Here is an 18359-nt window from a genome sequence, read left to right on the forward strand (position 1 = left end):
TTTTTAAATAGAATGATCAATTTATTATATTAATAATAGTGGCTATAGCAACGGTAAAATGTGTAATACATGTAATAATTATTATGAGAAGAAAAGAGAATAGTTATAAAGTTATTCTTTAATGATAAGGTCTAAATGATATGTATGAGTTAAAAAACATGTGGAATGAGGTATTAACTTGAAACGCAATGACAAATTATCATTGAATAAGGGGATGATAGGACCAGAAAATATTGGACCTACATTTCCGATTCTTCCACCAATTTATATTCCAACCGGAGCAACAGGACCAACTGGAATAACGGGACCGACCGGAGCGACAGGGATAACAGGAGCAACCGGAATAACGGGAGCAACCGGAGTAACAGGACCGACTGGAATAACGGGACCGACCGGAATAACAGGAGCAACCGGAATAACGGGAGCAACCGGAGTAACAGGACCGACTGGAATAACAGGACCGACTGGAATAACAGGACCGACTGGAATAACAGGACCGACTGGAGTAACAGGACCGACCGGAGCAACGGGACCAATTGGAATAACGGGACCAATCGGAATAACGGGGCCGCCCGGAATAACAGGAGCAACCGGAATAACAGGACCGACCGGAGCAACAGGACCAATTGGAATAACCGGGCTAACCGGAATAACGGGACCAACCGGAGAAACGGGGCCGTCCGGAGCAACAGGAGCAACCGGAATAATGGGACCAACTGGAGTAACCGGGCTAACCGGAGCAACGGGACCAACTGGAATAACGGGATCGCCCGGAATAACGGGACCAACCGGAGCAACAGGCCCGACCGGAGCAACAGGCCCAACCGGAATAACAGGCCCAACCGGAGCAACGGGACCGACCGGAGCAACAGGCCCGACTGGAATAACGGGGCCGACCGGAGAAACGGGGCCAACCGGAATAACAGGCCCAACCGGAGAAACAGGCTCGACAGGAGAAACAGGCCCAACCGGAATAACAGGCCCAACCGGAGAAACGGGGCCGACCGGAGCAACAGGCCCTACTGGGGGTATTGGTCCTATCACAACAACCAATTTGTTATATTATACTTTTGCAGATGGAGAGAAACTTATATATACAGATGCCGATGGGATACCTCAATATGGTACAACGAATATATTATCGCCTAGTGAAGTTTCATATATTAATTTATTTATTAATGGAATAATGCAACCACAGCCATTATATGAGGTGAGTACTGGTAAATTAACTTTATTGGATACTCAACCTCCATCGCAAGGATCTTCAATTATATTACAATTTATCATTATTAATTAAAAGGACAGATCCTTAATGAAAAGGAATCTGTCTTTTTTGTTCTACATTAAAGTAGTTAAATTTAAGTGATGAAACATTCAATCTTTGATATCTTAAATAGTTGAATGGTAGAGGGTTTTATTTCTTTTCATAGTTTATTGGAGTGAATTATAGAATGAATTTTCTGACATAATGTATGAGAGTCTCTATAATACAAACGGCTTCATGTTTAAAAAGAGAACACAATCTTAGTAAAGAAATAATGTATATTTATATAAAAAAATGGCACTGTTAATTGTTGAGTATATTCAAATTAATATGTGTATTTAAACCTAAGAGATAAACGTGGAAAAATAAAATAAACCCGTAAGTTTAGGTATTTAATCTAAGCAGTCAATTATTAAAAACATATAATTAATATGTGAGTCATGAACATAATTAAATAGCGTTTGTAAGTTTAATTATATTTCATGTTTCCTATTTTAAGTCAATATATAACATATTTTTTTACAACTTTATGATCCTTATAATAGGAAAAACTCAAATATAAAACAAGTAAGGAGGACATAAATGACAAACAATAATTGTTTTGGTCATAACCACTGCAATAATCCGATTGTTTTCACTCCAGATTGCTGTAACAATCCACAAACAGTTCCAATTACTAGTGAGCAATTAGGTAGATTAATTACTTTACTAAACTCTTTAATAGCGGCTATTGCAGCGTTTTTTGCAAATCCAAGTGATGCAAACAGATTAGCTTTACTCAATTTGTTTACTCAACTATTGAACTTACTAAATGAATTAGCACCTTCCCCAGAAGGGAATTTCTTAAAACAATTAATTCAAAGTATTATTAATTTACTACAATCTCCTAACCCAAATCTAAGTCAATTACTTTCTTTATTACAACAATTCTACAGTGCTCTTGCACCATTCTTCTTCTCTTTAATTATTGACCCTGCAAGTTTACAACTTTTATTAAACTTATTAACTCAATTAATTGGTGCTACTCCAGGAGGCGGAGCAACAGGTCCAACAGGTCCAACAGGTCCAGGAGGCGGAGCAACAGGTCCAACAGGTCCAACAGGTCCAGGAGGCGGAGCGACAGGTCCAACAGGCCCAACAGGAGCGACAGGTCCAGCAGGTACTGGTGGAGCAACAGGTTTAACAGGAGCAACAGGTTTAACAGGAGCAACAGGCTTAACAGGAGCGACAGGCCCAACGGGAGCAACAGGTTTAACAGGAGCAACAGGTTTAACAGGAGCAACAGGCTTAACAGGAGCGACAGGTCCAACAGGAGCAACAGGTCCAACAGGAGCAACAGGTTTAACAGGAGCAACAGGTTTAACAGGAGCAACTGGTGCAACTGGTGGCGGAGCTATTATTCCATTTGCTTCAGGTACAACACCATCTGCGTTAGTTAACGCGTTAATAGCTAATACAGGAACTCTTCTTGGATTTGGATTTAGTCAGCCTGGTGTAGCTTTAACTGGTGGAACAAGTATCACATTAGCATTAGGTGTAGGTGATTATGCATTTGTAGCACCACGCGCAGGGGTTATTACGTCATTAGCTGGTTTCTTTAGTGCAACAGCTGCATTAGCTCCATTATCACCTGTTCAAGTGCAAATACAAATATTAACTGCACCTGCAGCAAGCAATACGTTTACAGTACAAGGCGCACCTCTTTTATTAACACCAGCATTTGCCGCAATAGCGATTGGTTCTACAGCATCAGGAATCATACCTGAAGCTATTCCAGTAGCAGCTGGGGATAAAATACTGTTATATGTTTCATTAACAGCAGCAAGTCCAATAGCTGCAGTTGCTGGATTTGTAAGTGCAGGTATTAATATCGTTTAATTTGTTACAATGTTTAGTAGGAAATTAAACAGGGGTTTGTATATAGTCCTTCCTAATAAATTTAGGAAGGACTATATTTTTTGAGGAAATAAGTAATAAATCAATTGAATAATTACTCTTTATTAAGTTCGTATAAAAAAGTATAATTTACCCTTTCTCATTTAAGGCATAAGTTATGTAACTTTAAAAATTTCCGATCAGCAAAAAAAGATGAATTCTTTTAAAAAAGAATTCATCCATAAAATAAACTATTTATTTTTATTGCAGTTACATCCTTTTTTCTTTACATAGCCTTGCTCGGCTAAGTCTCTTTGCGATTGGGAATTGGAAGATTGAGAATTGGAAGATTGAGAGGATGCTGAAGAGCTACTATTTTTATTATAAGAGTAGTTTTTTCGATAGTTATAATTACTCATAGTACTATCACCTCCAATTTAATATATAAATATTATATGTATGTACACTATCAATTGTTACTATTTTTAATAGGAAGAGAAGATACAATAAAAAAATCTCCTCGGTATTTTCCTAGGAGATAAACTGTGTTTTTTTGAAAATTTACAAATTAATAGCCCCAGTAAAGAGGAAAGTAATAAGAATCTTGGTGATGCGGATTATGTTGTTGAGCGAGGGGCTGGGTTGGATAATTTTTCGTTTCACGGTTTTGATTGCAGTTTGCCGGAGGACCAATTACAGTAGTTGATTGAATAGGGGAAACCGCTTGTTTCCATTGTTGTTCATTGAGGCAGTAAGTATGGGCCATCATATGAGCCGGAGTTAATCTTAAAATATCAGAACCGAAAATAACTTCTGGCGCTGGGGCATTGAAAATAGCTAATAAATGAGTATTATCTGCTGTAGCAATTTCATAATGCCACCACGCTTGTGGAATGTTGGCAACTTGCCCCGGTTTTATCGGTAAGTTTAAAATTTGATTCGTAAATGGATTAAGTAAAGAAACAACAGCAGACCCTGAAATACAATAAACAAGTTCAGCTGCATTTTGATGAATATGTGGTTCTACAACATTTCCTGTACTTAAATAAATATCTAATAAAGAAGTATTTTCTAAAGTATTTAATTGTTTAATACCGAGTACATTTATATAATTTTGGGCATCTTTCCGAAAAAAATTACTTTTATTTACATCATAAGTAAAATTGGTTGAGGGAGAGGTATAGTCGATGTTGGCAGTCAATTGTATTACCCGCCTTTCTATAGGGAAGTTAGGTTACAAAATTAGGATATGAGTCTAGTCTTTGTTTTGTGCTGTTGTCGGCAGCTTAATAAATTCACTTATTTCATAAAGAATAAGGTGTTAATACTAAACTATATTCGTATTCCCATTCATACTTTGGATTGATGGAAAAAAGTAATGAAAATGTTAATTTAAAAGTACATCAATCATTTATAAGGAGTGAATGTTCATGTCATTTAGTGAAATGATTAGAAATGAAGTACTCAGCTGGGCGGGTGTTTCTGAAAAACCGCATCGATTTGGTGGTATTGAAATAAATTATGGTAAGAAAGAACTTGGCCATCTTCATGGTGATAAATTAGCTGATTTACCATTTCCGAAGTTAAAGCGAGATGAATTAGTGAAGCAAGGATTGGTAAAACCACATCACGTATTACCTGAATCAGGATGGATCAGTTATTATATAAAGAGTGAAGAGGATATTCCATTTGCAATTGAGTTATTTCGTATGCAATATGACCGAATTAAAAAGTAATGAAATAAAGTAGGGTAATAAAAATTTATTTTCATGTCACATCCCTCCTTAATCGTTCGTCTTGTATGTAGAACGATAAGGAGGGATTTTATTATGAATACATTTGATGTAGCAATTATTGGCGGTGGGCTTGCTGGATTAACAGCATCTATATATTTAGCGAAAGCTGGAAAGAAAGTGATTGTATTAGAAAAATCCAGTCAATTCGGTGGCCGAGGGATGACTATAAATAAAAATGGAATCTGCATGAATCTTGGTGCACATGCTTTATATAGAGGCGGAGCAGCGTTTATAACTTTTAATGAGCTCGGTTTGAATCTTCCAGGTGGAATACCATCTACAAAAGCACATGGAATATGGAAAGGGGATATATTCACCATCCCAACAGATTTTCGCTCAATTTTATCAACACCACTACTTTCGTGGTCTGCAAAAGTACAATTCTCACGTCTTATGATTCGTTTAGGAAATTTAGATGTAGGAGAAGTTCCGAAAATGAGTCTAACTACATGGGCAGAAAATGAAATAAAAGATCCAATGGTTCGCAATATATTTTATGCGCTATGCCGGACAACAACATATACGTTTGCTCCTACAATACAATTAGCATCATCTGTACTAAAGCAAATACAGCTTTCTATAAAAGCAGGAGTGCTTTATGTAGATGGTGGTTGGGAGACGATAATAACAAAATTAAGAGATTTAGCGAATGATGTCGGGGTAAAATTTTTGGCTAAAAAGCATGTTTTGGAAATAGAGCATTATGAAGATAAACAAAGAATACATTGTGTTGATGATGAGGTTTTTGAAGTAGGTACAGTCATCGTGACGACTCCGCCAAAAGAGGCTTGTAAAATAATAAAAGGTGCAGAAGGAACAAGTTTGCATAGATGGAGTGAACAATCGGTACCGGTTACTGTTGCTGCATTAGATATTGGCTTGAGACAATTACCCAATCCTACACATCAATTTGTATTAGGATTAGATCAACCTATATTTTTCACAAATCAATCGAGAGCAGCTAAATTAAGTGAAGATGGATCAATTGCAGTGAGTCTAATTAAGTACCATAATCCTATGCTAGAGATGAATCATATTCATGAAGATAAAGAACAGTTGGAAAGTACGATGGAGTTGTTACATCCAAATTGGAAAAGAGAAGTTGTTGCACAGCAATATTTACCGAAAATAACAGTAGTACATGATTTTCCTCATATTGACCGTGTTGAAAAAGCGGGTCCTAATATACCTGAAATGCCAGGTGTTTATGTTGCAGGAGATTGGGCAGGGCATGATGAAGTATTAGCTGATGCTGCGGTAGCAAGCGGGAAACGTGCAGCGTTACACATTTTAAAGCAATATGAAAGTGAGGCAGTTCATCATGGAAACGGAGCAGTTATATGAAGCGTATCAACTATTATTATTTTCGTTAGCATACAGAATCCTTGGGAGTGTTATGGATGCTGAGGATATCGTTCAGGATGTATTTATCTCGCTAAATAATATAGAAGATCCTCAATCTATAGAAAATATGAAAGCATATTTATGTAAGATGGCGACAAATCGTTCTATTGATAAATTACGATCGGCAGCGCATAAACGTAACGTGTATGTAGGGATGTGGTTGCCAGAGCCAATTGTAGAAGAGAGTGATGAGCCATCAAAGTCATTTATAATGAAAGAATCCCTTTCCACCGCATATTTATTACTTTTACAACAATTATCTGAGGTAGAAAGGATTGTTTTCATATTAAGAGAGGTTTTCAGTTATGAATACGAAGAAATAGCTTCAATTGTTGATAAGAGTAGTGTGAACTGCAGGAAGATCTTTCAACGTGCACGAAAAAGCATGTTGGAGAAACCGAAGCAATCAAAATTAAGCACGGAGAAAATGGCTTCTTATGTTGAAAAGTTTGTATCATCATTACAGTGTGGGGATGCGGAAGGTATGTTAGAAGTATTAAAAACAGATGCTATACTCAAAGCTGATGGTGGTGGTAAAGTTACGACTGCGATTAACCCGATTTATTCTGCGGATCGAATTATACGTTTGTTCTTTGGGATTGCACAACGATTGACAGAAGAGTACACTGTTGATTTCAAAATGGTCAATGGTATACCAGGAGTTATAGTTACAATAAATAATAAAGTAACTTATGTTCTTTCGTTTGCATTTGAGGATGAGAAAATTTCAAATATTTATATGATGGTTAACCCTGAAAAACTTATGTATTTAAATGTAAAAATATAAAAAAGCGCATTTCTTCAGAAATGCGTTTTTTATTATTTTTCTAACATTTCAAGAGGTACATCTTTTTCGCCAGCTACCTCAAATTTAATTTCCCCGTCTTCTTCATAAATACGTGTAATAATCGGTATAGTAATCATTAATTTTTTATGCTGCTTTCGTTTTCGAGCAGCATCTAAGCTAATCACGTTCATTTGTAAGCATCCTTTCTTCTGGAAATATATAAACAAAGAAAATGCGTCCGAAAAGGGCGCTTAATTGAATTTGAAATACCGATTCATTTAAATGGGGTTTATATAATTTAATAACTGCAATTTTAATATGAAATAATATGAATGGAATAATTGCACGTAGAAATTAACTTTACCAAAAAACGAAACAATATGCTATAAAAAAATTCAAATCTTTGTCATATAACAGGAAAAAGGTTTTTGTTTCGCATATAATGAAAGTAGACGGGCAGCAAGAGCTTTTTCATCATATTGCTTTGGAAAGGCGATGAAAAAAATGGATACGTTAGATTCATTATTATTTCAACTTGAACAATATGGAGAAGAGCATGATCGAAATAAAAAAACAAGGGAAGAAAAATTACGGAATATTACTCGTGAGATGGGGCAATTTTTATCAATTTTAGTAAAAGGGTGTAGCGCAAAAAACATTTTAGAAATCGGAACTTCTAATGGCTATTCTACATTGTGGTTAGCTAATGCGGTAGAAGAAACAAATGGAAATGTAACAACTGTAGAGCTTTCTTCAGAACGAGTTGGAGAGGCACTTGTCAATTTTGAAAAGGCAAACCTTTTACAAAGGATTGATGTTCATAATCAAGAAGCAGGGGCATTTTTAGATGCGCAATTAGATCATTCATTTGATTTTATTTTCCTAGATTCAGAGCGTACGCAATACATGTGGTGGCTTGAGCATATAAAACGCATTTTACAACCAAAGGGTTTTCTTGTTGTTGATAACGCAACCTCTCATGCAAATGAATTAGCCGAGTTTAGAAAAATGATAGAAGAAGATGAAATGTTTGAAACGGTTTTATTGGCATTTCAAAATGGAGCATTTGTAGCGCATAAGAAGAAATAGGGTATAGCGTAATATAATTATCACATTGAAAAAGGGTGTATGTCAAAAGATTGAGTACAGTAGGATAGGAGAACATAATTTATAGTAACATACGAAGAATCCGCCTTCAGCATGTCGTTCTCTAGGTCTTAAGTCTGAGGAAAATTATGTTGATTACAGGTATACTTATAGTAAGAAACAGGGAATGACTGCATAAACAGGCATTTCTAAAAAAATCGATTTCAAGCAGTCAGAATGTATATGAAATACGATATAATTGATGAAATATAGTGCATATAAATTCGCACATATAAATAAAGGAGCGATTTTGTTGACTGAACTCGAGAAAAAAGAACCTGTATCGATCGTGAAAGATAATAATGTAGAAGTAGTGGTTGATACAGTTATAAAAGATGCAGAATTAGAGGAACTGAATAAAGAAGCTGATCTTTATGTACAAAAGTTAAATAGCGAGCAAAATACAGATTTATCAAAAGTATTGTCTCAGCTAGGAGATTTAGGAGATAAAGAGCAACAAGCAGCAGGACAAACGTTGTCAGCATTAAAACGTCCTGTAACAGCGATGATGAATGGAAAAAACGAAGAAATTCCAAATACATTGTTAGAATTACGAAAAGTGGTATCAGAGCTTGATCCCAATTCACTTAAAGCAAGTGGTATGAAGAAAATTATGTTTAAAGTATTCAAGAAAAACCCACTTGAAACATACGTGCATAAATATCAATCTATAGATAAGCAAATTGAGGAGATTATAAGATCCCTTCTAATTGGTCGTGACAACTTACAAGAAGATACAGTTGGTCTTGAAATGCTTAAAGAGCAATCGCATGATAAAATTCACGCTCTTGATAAGCAAGTATACTTAGGGAGAAAACTTGCTGGCATGCTGGAAGCTGAGAAACAAAATCCAGAACGTCAAAGAGATATTCCATTAATTAACGATGCGTTAGAAAAGATACTTGTACGTACACGTAATATGCAGCAAGCGAAAAGTGTTTTATTACAATCTATCGCATCTGTAGACATTATTAAGAAAAATAATGAAAAGTTAACAGAGGCAATTCGTAATGCAATTACGATGACGCAAAACGTTGTAACGGTTTCAGCTGCTATTCAGTTAGCGTTAACAAATCAACGGAAAACAATCGATGCAGTGAATGCGACAAATGAAGCAATTGAATCGATGGTATTAAGTAATTCTCAAGCGTTAAAACAAAATACAGAAGAAACGACAAAATTGCTTGAAAACCCTGCTATTAGCATGGATAAATTACGTGAATCATTCCAAAATGTGTTCGCTGCAATTGAAGCATCTGAAAAATCGTCAGAACGTATTATCGAGTCAAGTAAGAAGTTCGTTATTGAACTAGACACATTTAATGATGAGATGAAGCAGAAACTCATTCAGCGTCCAAGGAAATAACGGATTATTAGAGGAGGTGAACAAATGAGTTTCATTCAAACAGTATTATTACTACTCGGTACATTGCTTTTAATAGCATTTACTGTCGTTGTTTTAGTGGTATATTTCGGACGGAAGCTGTATTTTTCATGGACGAAGCCATATAAAAGAGCGCAAGATTCTTTAGACAAGTTATCAAACAAATCAATACCGTTTCTACAAGAATTTACACAACATCCACTGTTTTATCGTTGGATTCGCACTGAAGGAAAGAAAGAACAAAATACATTAAATACTCTATTTTGTGCATCAGGTCAACGTACGAGAGAACAAGTCTTCTCGATGTTACCGAAAGAAAAGCAGAAAAAAGTGCATGTAATGGCAAAAACTACGAAAAAGCTTACGAATGAAGATATTGATGTAGCTGCGATGAAAGTGAAAGATTTCTTAAGACAAGAAACACAGCAAACTGTAAAACCGACAGACTTATCATTTTACAAATTGTATTTTTATGACCGTTATCCAGACGCATTAAATACAATTCAAGCGTATAAACGCTCAATAAATCCTTCATTACAAAGAACGGTTGATGATATTACAATTTCAGTATTGAATGCACTTCCGTACTATCAAGAGCAACGCATGTTTGAACAACAACATAAACTTGAAACGTTCTTAATGAAAGATTTAACGGCCATGTTATCGTTGGTAGTACAATTACCACCTTCACAAAGACCAGAGAAGGAAGAAGAACTGAAAATCTACTTGGAAAATTTCCAAAAAGAAATGGAAGTAGTAGAGCGAGATATTCGCGACTCAATTGATCACGATTTAAATGTGAAGATGAGAGCAGCGACTGAGAAGTTTAAGAATAAATAGAAGAGATCGCCTAAAAAGTTGAATGTTTCAGCTTTTAGGCGTTTTTTTTGAATTGAGGGAGTGTAATCTTTTGTGAAATTGTATATACAAACGTTAATAAATGGTAAAATATAGAGTGTTTTTTTATACTTTGTGTAAACAATTATTATAAAAGGGGTATGATATTGTGCTATTTGAGTTAGTCATACTATTTGTAATTCTATTTTTATTTCTTGGCTACCCTATTAGTAAAGCTTGGGATAGTTTCCAATCGAAGAAGGAGAATTCCTCAAGTATACTAAAGTTCGAGCCGCAGGAAATATTATCAATGGGTTTGAGTTATTTTATCTTTGGTTTAGGTATTATGTGGAATGCAAATGATGTAAGAGCAGGAATACCATTACATAAATTTGAAAAGAACGGAATGATGTCTGATCAATATGCTTCTTTAGCCCATGACTACATTGCGATAGTAGTTCTCTTAGTTATTTTAGGTGGAGTTTCGTATTGGAGATTAACAACAGGATTAATAAAACTTTCACCAATATTTTATATTTTTTATAGTACTTTAATGATAGTAAACATTGTATATACATTCATCTATATTACCCATACAGGCTTTGCCTTTTATACGGAATTAGGAGGATTGAGATACATTCCAGTCTTTTGTATTCAAGTTGGAATGCTTGCCTTTAGTCTATTATTCTTAGCTAAATTAAGAAATACATTAGGTTATTTCATACAATCTCAGAATGAGAAAGATTATACGCAGAGCAACAGAATTATATTATTGCTGTATCGTATTTCTTTTGGATATCAAAAAATGGCTACAGTCTGGATGATAAGTTTATTTCCTGTCTTGTTAATTGTTCAATTTATTTTAATACTGTTTGGCCAAAAACCAGATAGTTTTATAAGAGTGTTTATGGAAACAAGTAGTTTTAATTATTCTAAGATTCCTGCCCCAAGTCCTCAAATTGTCTCCGGCGATGGGCATTATTTATGTACAGTTTCTGTGAAAGGCCATAAAAACATCGTTAAGCCATTACGAGCAGGAATTAGGCATGGGGAAAGAATTACAGTTAATCGACAGTTATTAATTGCGAACGCTTTTGAAAATGTAATTGAGGAGCGGGTACCAAAATGTCATAAAGTTATTCGTAATTTTTATGATAAATACGGTTATCCGATTAGTAAACATATTAATACGAAATGGTCGGCTGATTTTGTTTATATTTTAATGAAGCCACTAGAATGGTTCTTCTTATTTGTACTTTACACAGTAGATAAAAACCCTGAGAATAGAATTCATATTCAATATAGTGAACTACGAAAATAAAAGTAAGAGCCCGCATTCAAAAAAATGGGGGCTTTTACTTTTATTTTGCTTGAATAGTAGATTTACTAGAAGCCACACTTTCATTATGCAATCGATCAACTGCAGTTACGACATACGTATACGTTTCTCCAGAAATAACTGTTTTATCTACATAAATTTCTCCAAGTTTTGTTTTTCTTACAGTAGTAAGTAAATTTTTCGGATTTTGTATATCCACTTCATTTTTCCCATTCGCGCGGTAAATAGCGTAATAAGCAGAATCATTATCTCTATTGTCAATGATACCGATTGCAATACCTTCATCTCTTGGAATGGCGCCTTTTAAAGTCGGTTGTTTTGGTGGATCATGATCAAGCCAAGGCATAGGCGGGATTAATGCAGGATATTTATATATGTCTTTTGAGAGTCTATCTTTAACTCCAAGTGGATTGTTATTAATATCTTTTAAGCTAAAATGCATACTACCTTTTATTTCAGGATATAGCCGGTTTAATGCAATTTGTCTTGGATATTCTTCTGGATCAGACCAAGCAGGGACGGAGTTATTATTAATTTTATAGGCCGCTTGACCGATGTATAGGTGAATCGGTTTGTTATTTGTTTCTTTAACCCACCAATCTACTAATATGTCATATGCAGCTGGGGTGAAACCTATATTCCAATATATTTGCGGTGTAATGTAGTCAATATATCCTTTTTGTATCCACTCACGTGTGTCAGCATAAAGGTCATCATAGTTTCTTTGGCCTGCGGTTGTGTTAGAGCCAGTCGGATCGTCAGCTATATTTCTCCATACGCCGAACGGACTAATGCCAAACTTTACATATGATTTTTCTTGTTTTATAGCAGTATTTAAATCTTTTACAAGTTCATTTACATTGTTACGTCGCCAATCTTCTATATTTGTAAATCTACCGTTATTATATGTTTCGTACGTTTTCTGATCTGGAAATTCTTCACCGGCTACTTTATATGGATAAAAATAATCATCCATATGCAGCGCATCAATATCGTAATTTTGCACGATTTCTAAAGCACCTTCTGTTATAAATTTTTTCACTTCTGGAATACCGGGATTGTAATATAACTTTCCGCCATAAGAGACAACCCAATTGGGATGTTGCCTTGCAGGGTGATTATTCGATAATCGATTTATATCGGTGTGATTCATCGTTATTCGGTATGGGTTAATCCAAGCGTGGAATTCTATATTTCTTTTATGAGTTTCTTCAATCATAAATGCAAGCGGGTCATAACCAGGATCTTTTCCTTGTGTTCCTGTAATGTATTCAGACCAAGGACCGTAATTTGAAGGATAGAAAGCATCAGCGGTTGGTTTAATTTGTACAACAACTGCATTCATACCAGTGCTTTTTACATCGTCTAATAATCTTATAAATTCTTGTTTCTGTTTTTCAATGGGTAAGCCAGTTTTTGAGGGCCAATCAATATTCAGAACAGATGCAATCCATACAGCACGTAATTCATGTTTTTTGTATGCAGTATTTACTTCAGCATAAGTAGAGTGAGGGGGAATGAAAGAGAAAGGGATGAACAAGATGACGATACAACATATCATTAATAAACGTTTAACGATCATTTATACGCCTCCCTATCATATGATTATTTAAAATAATATAGGAGGCGAGGTTGACTTTGCAATAGAGAAAATTGCATATTGAAACATTAATTTAATAGGAAAAATATTTTTAATGAAATTTACTTTCATTATAACTAAATTCATTTACTACTTCATATGCTTGTTAGTAAAGTGAAACTTCCTTTCATTTGAAGGGTAATAAATTATAAGTATAGGAGGATTAATAAATGAAAGTTTTGTTCGTCTGTTCTGGAGGAATGTCCAGTGCAATTGTTGTAAACGCTTTAAAAAAAGAAGCGGAGAAAAATGGTGTGAACATGGAAGTGCATGCAATTGGAACGAATGAGGTAGAGGAAGAAGTAAAGAATGACTGGGATGTCGTAATGGTGGCACCTCAAATAAGACACCGATTTGACTCTGTAAAAAAATTTGCAGAGGAGGAATCTATTCCGTGTGGCATCATTCCACCGCAAGCGTACACGCCACTTGGAGGCCCGACTTTATTAAAAACTGTAAATGAATTAATTAGTTAGGGGGAAGCGTTATGAATAAGTTTGTCACGTTTCTTGATAAAAACTTATCTGGCCCGATGGCAAGGCTTTCTGAGCAGAGGCATCTACAAGCAATCCGTGATGGAGTTATTTCGGCGTTACCATTTATTATAGTAGGAAGCTTTTTTTTAATAGTAGCATTTCCACCACTGCCGAAAGATAGTTTCATATCGGTTTGGGCATTAAAGAATCAAACAAGTATATTGATACCATATCGTTTAACTATGTTTATTATGTCCTTATATATAGCATTTGGAATAGGATATAATTTAGCGAAAAGTTATAAATTAGATGCTTTATCAGGAGCACAGCTTGCGGTATGTTCACTACTTTTAACATTAACGCCTGAGTTAATTGATAAAAAAGGATTCATGCTTCCGATGACAAATCTTGGAGGTCATGGATTATTTGTGACGATGATCGTCTCTATTTTATCAGTTGAGATTTTAAGATTTTGTAAGAAGAATAACGTAACGATAAAAATGCCAGAACAAGTACCACCGTCAGTATCACGTTCATTTGAAGCACTTATACCTGCAGCATTCGTTATTATTATTATGAGTCTTATTACAGTCGTTTTTAAAGTTGATTTACATTACGTTGTAGATAAACTAGCCGCACCGTTAGTAAAAGCTGGTGATAGTTACTTTGGCGTTATTATACCTGTATTTTTAATTACGTTTTTCTGGTCTTTCGGGATACACGGAGTATCAGTTGTAGGTACTGTGGCAAGGCCACTTTGGGATGTGTATTTAGGAAAGAACGGTGAAGCTGTAGCAAGTGGAGCGAGTCATTTTCCGTTTATTGCACCAGAACCGTTTTATCAATGGTTTATTTGGATTGGTGGTTCGGGTGCAACGTTAGGGCTTGTGTTAGCTATGATTGTATTTGGTCGATCAAAATATTCGAAAGCATTATCGAGAACATGTATTGTCCCTGGGATTTTTAATATAAATGAACCGGTTATATTCGGTTTGCCGATCGTATTAAATCCAATTTTAATTATTCCTTTCGTCATTACACCGTTAGTAACAGCTACTATAGCGTATGCTGCAACCGCAATGGGATTTGTAACACCAACGCATATTATGCCGCCATGGACATTACCTGCTCCAATCGGTGCATATTTAGCAACAGGTGGAGATTGGCGTGCGATTGTATTAGTTTTTATAAATATAGCAATATCGTTCCTTATTTATTTACCATTCTTTAAAATGTACGACAAAAATATGCTTGAAATTGAAAAGAATGGTGACGGAGAGTCGGTTAATCCTTAATCTGCATGCTGTTATTTTGAGTGATAGACTTTTTGTCTATCACTTCTTTCACATTAAAATTAGAAAGGGGGAAATTGAATGAATATAAAATTTAGTTATAAAGGTGTGTTTTTATTATTATTTGGAGTGATTTGTGCAAATTTACTTTTTGTCCCTTTATTAGGCATGCTAAATTTATCACAAATGCATAGTATCTGGCTCGTTACAAGTATTGCGGCAAGCGTTTTGCTTACGGTAGTTGTTTCTTTCATTGATGGATCGTTTGCATCGAAAGCTCAGTTGTTTTTTAGATTTATATTGTTTTCGATTGGTTGTACGTTGGTTACTTACATGATTGTTTTTTAGTAAATAGGAGGTCATGCACGTTATGTATATTGCAGGGGTAATGTCTGGTACTTCATTAGATGGAATAGATGTAGCGCTCGTTCATATAGAAGGAAGTGGTGTAGATTCTAAAATCGAACTCATCCATTTTACTACTGTTCCATTTTGTAATGATATGAAAAATGAGATCCAACAAGCGTTATCAATTGAAACTTCGAATGTCCAACTTATATGTAGCTTGAATTTTAAACTTGGTTTATGCTTCGCCAATGCTGTAAAGGAAGTTTGTAAAGAGGCCAATTTTCCTTTGAGACAATTAGATTTAATAGGCTCTCACGGACAAACGATTTATCATCAGTCAAAGCAAGAAGAGAATATTATTTCTTCAACATTGCAAATTGGGGAACCAGCAGTAATAGCATATGAAACAAACACGACGGTTATCTCGAATTTCCGAACGATGGACATGGCGGCAGGGGGACAAGGTGCACCACTTGTACCATATTCAGAGGTTATTTTATATCGGCATCAAACTAAAAATAGACTACTACAAAATATTGGCGGGATTGGTAATGTTACAGTTGTTCCAAGTAAACGAAGTAAAGAGAGTGTTATTGCTTTCGATACTGGACCAGGCAACATGGTAATCGATGAAGTATGTCAAAGATTATTTCATGTACCATATGATCAAAATGGTTGGATTGCAAAGGAGGGGGTAGTTGTAGATGAAATTTTAACATACTGCATGAACCATCCATTTTTGAACATGAAACCACCAAAATCAACAGGTAGAGAACAGTTTGGAGAAGCGTTTGTGACTGAATTATTGAATCGATTTAAAAAGCATAGTAAAGAAAATATATTGGCAACTGTCACGATGTTTACAGCATGTTCAATTGTTCATCATTATAAGGCGTTTATTTTGCCGTATTATGAAATTGATGAGGTGATTTTAGGTGGTGGTGGAAGTTATAATAATACACTTGTTGAAATGTTACGGAATGGATTAAGAGAAGAGAAATGTAGCATATGTATACAAGAAGATATTGGTCATTCTTCAGCAGCGAAAGAAGCAATTGCATTTGCTATTTTAGCAAACGAAACGTATCATCGTAATCCGAGTAATGTGCCGAGCGCAACAGGTGCTAAGAATTCCGTAATTTTAGGGAATATAACATTCCCTCCATACGCAGATGAAAATGAGGCGAACATATGAAGTATATGATTGGAGTAGATGGCGGGGGAACGAAGACCGAGGCAATTGCATTTGATCAAGATGGAAATGAAGTTGTAAGAGGTACGAGCAGATTTGGAAATGTATTAATAGATTTTGATCAGGCACTTTTGCATATTATGGAAGCAATTAATCAATGCCAGAAGAGTTTAATAAATGAGCATTGCGTTTGTATTTGTTTAGGGTTAGCTGGTATAAGCGGAGCGAATACAAATGAATTAACATTACGTTTAAAAAAGAAATACGGAACAAAAATTGAAATTTTTAATGATGCAATGATCGCGCATGCAGCTGCTTTAAAAGGTAAGGAGGGAATATTAACTATAGGTGGTACAGGTGCAATTTGTATAGGAAAGAAAGGGGAAGTATATCAGTATAGCGGTGGATGGGGACATATTTTAGGAGATGAGGGGAGCGGATATTGGATTGCATTACAAGCTTTAAAGAAAATGGCAATTCAGTTCGATCAAGGAATCAGTCTTTGTCCATTGAGTTTGAACATTCAAAGGCAGTTTCAACTTTTGACACCGTCTCATATAAAAAGCTTAGTATATACTTCTTCTAAAGATAAAATTGCAGCAATCGCGCCATTAGTTATTCAGGAAGCGAGAAATGGCAATGATGATGCGCATGAAATTATGATGCAAGCTGGAAAGGAATTGGCAAGGATTACAGTAAGTGTTTATAACAAGTTGAACTTTAAGCACTCAACGCCAATTGCAGTAAGTGGCAGTATATTGCGTTTAGTTCCTGAAATATTTGCTGTATTTAAGAAATGCTGTGAAGATAGTATGAAAGAAATTACATTCGTATCACAAGCAGAAATGGCAGTGAAAGGAACATATTATTTAATGAGGGATATATATTTTTAAAAATAGTGTATGAGAATTTTTGTATGATTTGTAAAAATATGATGTTAAAATGTATAAAGGGATGTATGTTAAAAACGTACAATATACGTAGTAATTGAATATTGTATATGTAATCCCATGTAGAAAGTGAATGATTACATGATTAATAGTATGCAGTTTTTGTATTTGGTGGCTTCTTATTTAATTGGAAACATATTGACCGCTTATATAGTAACAAAATTGAGACATAACGTTGATATTAGGGATGAAGGAAGCGGAAATCCTGGCGCAAGAAATATGGGGCGCGTATATGGAAAAGGGTATTTCATCGCTACATTTTTAGGTGATGCGATTAAAGGGGCAATCGTTGTTGCTGTAGCAAAATCTCTTTTTGAAGATCCTACATTCGTAATGTTAACATTATTGGCCGTTATTATTGGACATATTTATCCAGTTTTATTTAAAGGCAAGGGCGGTAAAGGTATTTCAACATTTATAGGAGGACTAATCGCATTTGATTATTTGATAGCGCTTACCCTCTTAGGCATTTTTATTGTATTTTATTTAATATTTAAAGGGTTTACGAAGCCAGGACTAATTACAATTGCTTGTTTACCAATTTGTATGATTCTTTATTCTTATTCTATTGTTACCACTATATTAAGTGGAATGATTATTGTACTTATTCTATATGTGAATCGAGAATAA

Annotated in this window: 18 protein-coding genes; 15 read left to right on the plus strand and 3 right to left on the minus strand. The window is 35.2% G+C overall.

The annotated features are described in order from the left end of the window. Positions 1 to 178: 178 nt before the first annotated feature. Positions 179 to 1297, plus strand: coding sequence for a DUF4183 domain-containing protein (locus NST86_RS11970; RefSeq protein WP_086423399.1), 1119 nt, complete (start codon positions 179 to 181; stop codon positions 1295 to 1297). 549 nt (positions 1298 to 1846) lie between these two features. Then, entirely contained in the window at positions 1847 to 3142 is a 1296-nt protein-coding gene (locus tag NST86_RS11975) for an exosporium glycoprotein BclB-related protein (protein WP_016117910.1), read from the plus strand. A gap of 565 nt (positions 3143 to 3707) precedes the next feature. On the opposite strand, the gene NST86_RS11980 is transcribed toward NST86_RS11975, so the two are convergent. Continuing rightward, on the minus strand, positions 3708 to 4340 hold the full coding sequence (locus NST86_RS11980; protein WP_000126321.1) for a cupin domain-containing protein: 633 nt from the start codon (positions 4338 to 4340) through the stop codon (positions 3708 to 3710). Between the two features lie 229 nt (positions 4341 to 4569). Between NST86_RS11980 and NST86_RS11985 the strand changes: the two genes are divergently transcribed. From NST86_RS11985 to NST86_RS11995, 3 genes are all read left to right on the plus strand, one after another. Next, positions 4570 to 4875: a luciferase domain-containing protein gene (locus tag NST86_RS11985; protein WP_000010317.1), complete on the plus strand. Its 306-nt coding sequence runs from the start codon at positions 4570 to 4572 to the stop codon at positions 4873 to 4875. Positions 4876 to 4968: 93 nt separating this feature from the next. Then, positions 4969 to 6279 carry a phytoene desaturase family protein gene (locus NST86_RS11990; RefSeq protein ID WP_086423401.1) on the plus strand — a complete coding sequence of 437 codons (1311 nt, stop codon included), beginning with the start codon at positions 4969 to 4971 and terminating at the stop codon, positions 6277 to 6279. After that, the gene (locus NST86_RS11995; protein WP_340933780.1) at positions 6257 to 7126 is read left to right on the plus strand and encodes a sigma-70 family RNA polymerase sigma factor; all 870 of its coding nucleotides are present in this window, start codon (positions 6257 to 6259) and stop codon (positions 7124 to 7126) included. Before NST86_RS11990 ends, NST86_RS11995 begins: the two co-directional genes overlap by 23 nt. Before the next feature lie 32 nt (positions 7127 to 7158). Here the strand turns inward: NST86_RS11995 and NST86_RS12000 are convergent, their stop codons facing one another. Beyond that, on the minus strand, positions 7159 to 7317 hold the full coding sequence (locus NST86_RS12000) for a hypothetical protein (protein WP_001100984.1): 159 nt from the start codon (positions 7315 to 7317) through the stop codon (positions 7159 to 7161). A gap of 304 nt (positions 7318 to 7621) precedes the next feature. Between NST86_RS12000 and NST86_RS12005 the strand changes: the two genes are divergently transcribed. From NST86_RS12005 to NST86_RS12020, 4 genes are all read left to right on the plus strand, one after another. Then, entirely contained in the window at positions 7622 to 8215 is a 594-nt protein-coding gene (locus NST86_RS12005) for an O-methyltransferase (RefSeq protein WP_016109961.1), read from the plus strand. A 310-nt stretch (positions 8216 to 8525) separates the two neighbouring features. Beyond that, a complete protein-coding gene (locus tag NST86_RS12010; RefSeq protein ID WP_000137398.1) occupies positions 8526 to 9638 on the plus strand; it encodes a toxic anion resistance protein in 1113 nt (370 codons plus the stop codon). A 24-nt stretch (positions 9639 to 9662) separates the two neighbouring features. Then, complete coding sequence (locus NST86_RS12015; protein WP_000008378.1) at positions 9663 to 10496, plus strand: DUF3974 domain-containing protein; 834 nt, start codon at positions 9663 to 9665, stop codon at positions 10494 to 10496. Positions 10497 to 10662: 166 nt separating this feature from the next. Further along, positions 10663 to 11814, plus strand: a complete 1152-nt coding sequence (locus NST86_RS12020) for a DUF6688 domain-containing protein (RefSeq protein WP_016117914.1) — start codon at positions 10663 to 10665, stop codon at positions 11812 to 11814. A 40-nt stretch (positions 11815 to 11854) separates the two neighbouring features. Here the strand turns inward: NST86_RS12020 and NST86_RS12025 are convergent, their stop codons facing one another. Next, complete coding sequence (locus tag NST86_RS12025) at positions 11855 to 13414, minus strand: glycoside hydrolase family 10 protein (RefSeq protein ID WP_000636011.1); 1560 nt, start codon at positions 13412 to 13414, stop codon at positions 11855 to 11857. A 227-nt stretch (positions 13415 to 13641) separates the two neighbouring features. On the opposite strand from NST86_RS12025, the gene NST86_RS12030 reads away from it, so the two are divergent. The 6 genes from NST86_RS12030 (at position 13642) to plsY (ending at position 18359) form a co-directional block, all read left to right on the plus strand. After that, positions 13642 to 13947, plus strand: a complete 306-nt coding sequence (locus tag NST86_RS12030; protein ID WP_000865905.1) for a PTS sugar transporter subunit IIB — start codon at positions 13642 to 13644, stop codon at positions 13945 to 13947. An 11-nt stretch (positions 13948 to 13958) separates the two neighbouring features. Further along, a complete protein-coding gene (locus tag NST86_RS12035) occupies positions 13959 to 15242 on the plus strand; it encodes a PTS sugar transporter subunit IIC (RefSeq protein WP_001032289.1) in 1284 nt (427 codons plus the stop codon). Positions 15243 to 15320: 78 nt separating this feature from the next. Next, positions 15321 to 15587 carry a hypothetical protein gene (locus tag NST86_RS12040; protein ID WP_001021966.1) on the plus strand — a complete coding sequence of 89 codons (267 nt, stop codon included), beginning with the start codon at positions 15321 to 15323 and terminating at the stop codon, positions 15585 to 15587. A 22-nt stretch (positions 15588 to 15609) separates the two neighbouring features. Beyond that, the gene (gene anmK / locus NST86_RS12045; protein WP_000274973.1) at positions 15610 to 16782 is read left to right on the plus strand and encodes an anhydro-N-acetylmuramic acid kinase AnmK; all 1173 of its coding nucleotides are present in this window, start codon (positions 15610 to 15612) and stop codon (positions 16780 to 16782) included. Next, on the plus strand, positions 16779 to 17672 hold the full coding sequence (locus NST86_RS12050; protein ID WP_000876614.1) for a BadF/BadG/BcrA/BcrD ATPase family protein: 894 nt from the start codon (positions 16779 to 16781) through the stop codon (positions 17670 to 17672). Before anmK ends, NST86_RS12050 begins: the two co-directional genes overlap by 4 nt. Before the next feature lie 138 nt (positions 17673 to 17810). Further along, the gene (gene plsY, locus NST86_RS12055; RefSeq protein ID WP_016117915.1) at positions 17811 to 18359 is read left to right on the plus strand and encodes a glycerol-3-phosphate 1-O-acyltransferase PlsY; all 549 of its coding nucleotides are present in this window, start codon (positions 17811 to 17813) and stop codon (positions 18357 to 18359) included.

Source organism: Bacillus sp. FSL L8-0199, assembly GCF_038005705.1.
GTDB classification, from domain to species: domain Bacteria; phylum Bacillota; class Bacilli; order Bacillales; family Bacillaceae_G; genus Bacillus_A; species Bacillus_A cereus.